The following is a 6,089-nucleotide window of genomic DNA, read 5'->3' as shown; positions in this document are numbered from 1 at the left end:
CGGGGGAATGAATTCGCGATCGAAGCGGCGTTTTGTGATGAGGATACTAAAAAACAGTTGCGTCAGAGATTACAATACATTGATAGTTGAGAGTTGATAGGGTGATATTGCCTAAGTGAGGCTATATCACCCTATCACTTTATCAACTTTCAACTTTATTTACACATTAAACCTGAACAACAACACATCTCCATCTTTAACCACGTATTCCTTCCCTTCCTGCCGCATTTTTCCTGCTTCACGGGCGGCTTTTTCAGACCCTAACTCTTCGTAGTCTTTGTAGGCAATGGTTTCGGCGCGAATGAATCCCTTCTCAAAATCGGTGTGAATCACACCGGCAGCTTGAGGGGCTTTAGTTCCTTTTTTGATGGTCCAGGCACGGGCTTCTTTGGGTCCAGCAGTGAAATAGGTGATCAAGCCTAATTCTTCATATGCCGCTTTGATCAGGCGATCCAATCCTGCACTTGCAACACCGAGTTCTTCGAGGAACATCTCTTTCTCGTCTTCATCAAGTTCGGCGATCTCAGCTTCGATCTTGGCGCAGAACATTACGGTATTATCATCATGCTCGGAGGCAATTTCTTTTACCTTTTCCACATATTCATTTCCGGTTTCCAGATCAGATTCCCCAACATTACAGGCATATAAAACCTGTTTGGCAGAAAGCAGAAATAGATCCTTATATGCCGCTTTTTCATCCTCACTCACTTCAAATGTGCGTGCTGAATTCCCATCACCGAGATGTTCTGCCAGGCGTTGCACAATTTCATACTGAGCTTTTAAAGCGCGGTCTCCACCTTTGGATTCTTTTTTGAGCCGCTCTGCGCGTTTCTCTACACTTTCGAGATCCTTGAGTATGAGCTCTTCTTCTATAATTCTAATATCACGTTCCGGATCAACATTTCCTTCTACATGGATGATGTCATCGTCATCAAAGCAGCGCACTACATGCAGAATCAGGTCCACCTCACGAATATGGGACAAGAATGCATTACCCTTCCCTTTTCCTTCCGAAGCTCCTTTTACCAAACCCGCGATATCCACAAACTCGATAACGGTGGGAAGTACATTTTTAGACTCAGCCAGTTCAGCCAGTTTATTTAACCTTCCATCAGGTACCGGAACCATCCCGACATTGGGATCGATGGTACAAAAAGGAAAGTTTGCTGATTCGGCGCCCGCATTACTCAGGGCATTAAACAAAGTTGATTTACCTACGTTGGGCAAGCCAACAATTCCACATTTTAAGCTCATTTAAAAAGTCTGTTTAAATATTAAAAGTCTATAATTTCTTGTTGAATAAATTTCATTTCCGGCAAAACTACGGCTGTTAAAATTCCATAGCCTCTTTCTTTATAAACACATCCCGTATCTATGCCGATCATATTCTCTTTTAAAAGAGGTTCTTTGACCGGAGTGTGGCCAAAAACGACCGTTTTCTCCCATTTATTTTCTTTGGCATATACGTGTTCACGCTGCCAAAGAAATTGATCTCTTTCATATTCACTTTCCAAGTTTTCCTTGATGGTCAATGCAGGAGATATTCCGCCGTGAACGAAAAAATAATCCTTTGTTTGCCAATACAAGACAGTGTTCTTGAAAAAATCATAGTGTGATTCAGGAAGATCAAATTTACCGGGCCTGCAGTTGTAGTTTTCAAGTGTGGTATTTCCACCGTTACTCAGCCACAGATCCCATTCATATTTCTCATAGGCATCCAGCAGCATTTGATCATGATTACCTCTCAAAAAGATACACTCATGATCCCGGTCAAACTCCAATAACTGATCTATTGCTTTTTTTGAATCCGGGCCTCGATCGATGTAATCACCCAAAAACACATAGACCGGGCTATTTCCATAATCTTTATCCAGCCTTTTCAGTAAGGCTTCATTAGATTCGGCACATCCGTGAATATCACCGATAGCAATTATTTGTTCGTATTCTGACATCAATTACCCAAAGATTGCTGGATCAGTCCTCTACCCTTTTTATTGATACGACCTGATTCGTCCAGATCAGTTAAAGCTGCATCTAAAATACCGTTTATAAACCTTCCCGACTTTGCGGTCGAGTATCTCTTGGCAATTTCAATAGCTTCATTAATACTTACTTTGGTCGGGATCTCTTCAAAATAGATAAACTCACATATCGCCATTTTCAACACTAGCCGATCAATAAGTGCCAGGCGATGAATATCCCAGTTCTTGATATGCTTGGAAATTACTTCATCAAGTTCTTCTTCATGTTCAACCGTGTTAAAAAACAGTTTTTCGGAAAAACGACGAAGTTCTTTTTCTTTCGCGAATTCTGCTTTTTTTAAAATAGTGTCGGCGACGTGCTGGGTAGAATCCTTACTGAGTTGGAGTGCGTAAATTGCTTTGAGAACAGTTTCTCTTACTTGTCTGCGGTTTATCATGCCAAATAACTAATCTTAATGAGCGCCAAAGATACAGCATTGCCTAAACAATTGTATAGTATGTTAGCGGGAAATTTTAAATCGCAGTTCGGACTATCGGTGCATCGGTTAATCACAGTTTTGTTCGATTGACCGAACGACCGATTTGCGATGGATGAATTTGTGGGGTCCGAAAAACCTAAAACTTCCATTGTAATCCTGCCGGAAAGGTTCCTATATTTGAGCCGTTTATTTATTGACTCTTGCGTCCTTAGCTCAGTTGGTTAGAGCGTTGCATTGACATTGCAGAGGTCACTGGTTCGAATCCAGTAGGACGCACTTTCCTTACCCCAATAGTTAGTTAATCACCTCTCAAACGGCTCTGCTATTTTCTCCTCATTTTCCTTCTTCTCAAATTCAAATTCGAAAACAACTCCGTCTTCATTTCTAAAACAACATGAGGCATTCAGCTGTTTAGACAACGTTTTAATGAGTGTCATGCCCATAGACTTATTGATATCCATTTCTGAATCTTCGGGCATTCCAATTCCATTATCCTGAATTTTCAAAAGGAGTTTATGCTCCTGCTTAGATAAGCATATCCCAATTTTTCCATGATCCTTTCCTTTAAAAGCATGCTTAAAGCTATTGCTCAGAATTTCATTTAAAAGAAGTCCGCAGGGAATAGCTTGGGTAATGGGCAGTTTAACTGCCTGAATATTCAACTCAATATCCACTTTGATATCGTCCTGCTTCATGGTTTTGTGGATTATATGGGAAAGCTCCTCAAAATATTGACTGATATCCACTTCCGAGAAATCTTCACTTTGATAAAGCTTCTCATGAACCATTGCTATAGAGTTCACCCTCATTTGACTGTCTCTCAAAATACGACGGGCACTTTCGCTTTCAGCTGAAAATGATTGTAATTCCAACAATCCTGTGATAACAGCTAAATTATTTTTTACCCGGTGATGGATTTCAGCGAGCATCATCTCTTTTTCCCTCAATGATTTACGTACCTGCTCCTCTGATTTTCTTCGATCCGTTATATCCACATAGATCCCATAGATACCCACTACACATTTTTCCACAACTACAGGTACTGCATAAATGATCACATCTACAATAGTACCGTCTTTTCGAATACGCTTTTCGGTTACTTGTTTTATTTGTTCGGCTTCACTGAGTTTAACTGCTTCTTCCTGCCCAATCTCAGGTACGATCAGTTTATCAAGATCAAGTCCCTTCAGTTCATTTTCGCGATACCCGAAAAGCTGCTCAAATCCATCGTTCACCATCTCCACTTCCCGATGTTCATTCAGCAACGCAATTCCTATGGGTGAAGAATTAAATAACTTAGTGAACAATCCTTCACGTTGCTTCAGGGCCTCTTCCGATTCTCTTCGATCCGTCACATCACGCTCAATAACGATCAAGACATCTTCTCCAAAATAATTACCGGTATTTACCAAAAACTCGGTTGGGAATATCTCTCCGTTCTTTTTTCGCCCCCATCCCTCATATTTCCCGGGTTTACCGTTATGTGCAAGCTGGATTATTTCCTGAATACGTTCAGCATCATATTTTCCCGGAGCAGCCAGTATCTTGTTGTGCTTTCCAACAACTTCTTTCCTTCTGTAGCCAAAAGTTTTCTCAAGACCATTATTTACCTCAACAATAACCCCGTCTTTATCGAGCAAATAGATAGCATCACTGATCGAGTTAAACAAGTCCTGATAGCTCATCATGCTCCGCTGGGTATTCAACAACGCCTCCTCGCGGTCGGTAACATCATGTGTGAGTGAATAAATAGCTGCCACTTCCCCATTTTCATTATAAAGCAGAGAATTGTACCACTCACAATAAATAACATCACCATCCTTAGTGATATTCCGGTTAATAACCGAAACCTCCTGCTCTCCTTTTTCAAAGGCTTCATTGATCTTGTAGCGAACATGCTCTAGATCATCTTTATGAATAAACTTTTCAAGTAAACGATGCTCAGATATAGCTTCTGATTCAGTGTATCCAAATATTTCTTCTGCCTTTTGTGACCAGCGAATTATATTCAGTGATGGATCCCATTCCACTTCAGCCAGTGGAAAGTTATTCAGGTTTAGCTGACTCGAGAGTAATTTATTTTCCTTTGTTTTTCCCTGAACTATATCAGAAACATTGTGCCCTATCACTAACTTCGCAGGTCGGCCTTTATAGTTTATAAGGTGGGCTGAAAGCTGGAAATATATAGGCTTACCACAGGCTGCTTCAAAAACCCATACTTTTTCAAGATTCTGGTCTTTAAAGCTTTTTGATCCCAGGTTTAATTCTTGAATTGTTTTCTCTTCTCCAAAATCAATCACTCTTTTTTTGAAGAATTGTTTTTTGGAGTAACCTAATATCTCGGAAGCAGCAGTATTTACGTCTAAGATTTTTAATGTAGCTTGTTCACATACGAACATGGGCTGAGCATCAAAGAAGCTCGCTTCGGGGGTCAAATTCATTTATTACTGAGATGATTAATTCATTGCCGACCGAATATCCCATTTCTAATCCATCAAATCCAATTCATTTATGTAAAAATAATAGCAGGAATAAGCCTGTGTGTACATACTATTTTTTTTATCTTACGACACTAACAAATTTTTGAGAATTTAATACTGAATGGCAGACCAAAAAATTACGCTTACACTACCCGACGGAACCCAACGTGAATATTCATCAGGAGTAACAGGACTTGAAGTTGCTCAATCTATAGCAGCCGGGTTGGCTCGTGCCGCACTTAGTATCACAGTGAACGGGGATATCATTGACCTTGACCGACCCATTACTGAGGATGCTGATATCACTATTAATACATGGGATAGCGAAGATGGAAAATATACCTTCTGGCACTCCTCTGCTCACCTTTTGGCTGAAGCTGTACAGGAACTTTATCCTGAAGCTAAATTCGGTATAGGCCCACCCATCGAAAGTGGGTTTTATTACGATATTGATTTCGGGGATGATCAGATCACCCAGGATGATCTTTCTGAAATTGAGGATAAGTTCATCGAAATGGCTCGCAAGAAATCAGAATTCGAGCGAAAGAATGTTTCTAAAGATGAAGCTCTCAGTTTCTACAAAGAAAAAGGAAATGAATATAAAGTGGACCTGATCGATGATCTCGAAGACGGCACTATTACTTTTTATACACAGGGCGAATTTACTGATCTGTGCCGCGGTCCGCACATCCCAAGCACCGGTGATGTAAAAGCTATAAAACTCACCAGCCTGGCCGGCGCCTACTGGCGTGGAGATTCCGACAGTAAACAGCTTACCCGAATTTATGGCATAAGTTTTCCGAAACAGAAAATGCTAGAGGAACACCTCCATAGGATCGAGGAAGCTAAAAAACGTGATCACCGTAAGCTTGGTAAAGAGCTTGGCATCTATATGATCGATAATATGGTAGGCAGTGGCCTACCGATGTGGCTTCCCAATGGAACAATTCTGAGAAGAACCTTGGAAGCGTTTTTGCGTGATGAACAAAAAAAACGCGGATACAAAGAAGTCATCACTCCACATATCGCCAATATAGAATTATATAAGACTTCAGGTCACTACCCCTACTATCAGGATTCTCAATACAATCCCATGCAGGTAGATGATGAAGAGTACATGCTGAAGCCAATGAACTGCCCGCATCACC

At 40.7% G+C, this 6,089-nt stretch carries 5 protein-coding genes and 1 tRNA gene; 2 read left to right on the top strand and 4 right to left on the bottom strand.

What is annotated here, in order from left to right; all coding sequences use genetic code 11:
- Positions 1-159 precede the first annotated feature (159 nt).
- The 3 genes from ychF to nusB are packed head-to-tail and all read right to left on the bottom strand — an operon-like array spanning position 160 to position 2,419.
- Positions 160-1,254 carry a redox-regulated ATPase YchF gene (ychF, locus tag VFM80_RS06990; protein WP_395070906.1) on the bottom strand — a complete coding sequence of 365 codons (1,095 nt, stop codon included), beginning with the start codon at positions 1,252-1,254 and terminating at the stop codon, positions 160-162.
- 20 nt (positions 1,255-1,274) lie between these two features.
- Entirely contained in the window at positions 1,275-1,952 is a 678-nt protein-coding gene (locus tag VFM80_RS06985; RefSeq protein ID WP_395070904.1) for a metallophosphoesterase family protein, read from the bottom strand.
- Positions 1,952-2,419: a transcription antitermination factor NusB gene (gene nusB, locus VFM80_RS06980; RefSeq protein WP_395070902.1), complete on the bottom strand. Its 468-nt coding sequence runs from the start codon at positions 2,417-2,419 to the stop codon at positions 1,952-1,954. Before nusB ends, VFM80_RS06985 begins: the two co-directional genes overlap by 1 nt.
- Positions 2,420-2,663: 244 nt before the next feature.
- Here nusB and VFM80_RS06975 point away from each other — a divergent pair.
- Positions 2,664-2,737, top strand: a tRNA-Val gene (locus tag VFM80_RS06975).
- A 26-nt stretch (positions 2,738-2,763) separates the two neighbouring features.
- Here VFM80_RS06975 and VFM80_RS06970 read toward each other — a convergent pair.
- On the bottom strand, positions 2,764-4,902 hold the full coding sequence (locus tag VFM80_RS06970; protein WP_395070900.1) for a PAS domain S-box protein: 2,139 nt from the start codon (positions 4,900-4,902) through the stop codon (positions 2,764-2,766).
- A gap of 160 nt (positions 4,903-5,062) precedes the next feature.
- On the opposite strand from VFM80_RS06970, the gene VFM80_RS06965 reads away from it, so the two are divergent.
- On the top strand, positions 5,063-6,089 hold a 1,027-nt coding region (locus tag VFM80_RS06965; RefSeq protein ID WP_395070898.1), incomplete at its 3' end, for a TGS domain-containing protein.

The sequence above is a fragment of the Gracilimonas sp. genome (assembly GCF_035704785.1).
GTDB lineage: Bacteria > Bacteroidota > Rhodothermia > Balneolales > Balneolaceae > Gracilimonas.
This window is presented reverse-complemented; position numbering and strand designations above follow the sequence as displayed.

Bases quoted from the DNA above. Each gene is read 5' to 3' on its own strand.
- nusB (WP_395070902.1), bottom strand. From the start codon at position 2,419: ATGATAAACCGCAGACAAGTAAGAGAAACTGTTCTCAAAGCAATTTAC.
- ychF (WP_395070906.1), bottom strand. From the start codon at position 1,254: ATGAGCTTAAAATGTGGAATTGTTGGCTTGCCCAACGTAGGTAAATCA.
- VFM80_RS06985 (WP_395070904.1), bottom strand. From the start codon at position 1,952: ATGTCAGAATACGAACAAATAATTGCTATCGGTGATATTCACGGATGT.
- VFM80_RS06970 (WP_395070900.1), bottom strand. From the start codon at position 4,902: ATGAATTTGACCCCCGAAGCGAGCTTCTTTGATGCTCAGCCCATGTTC.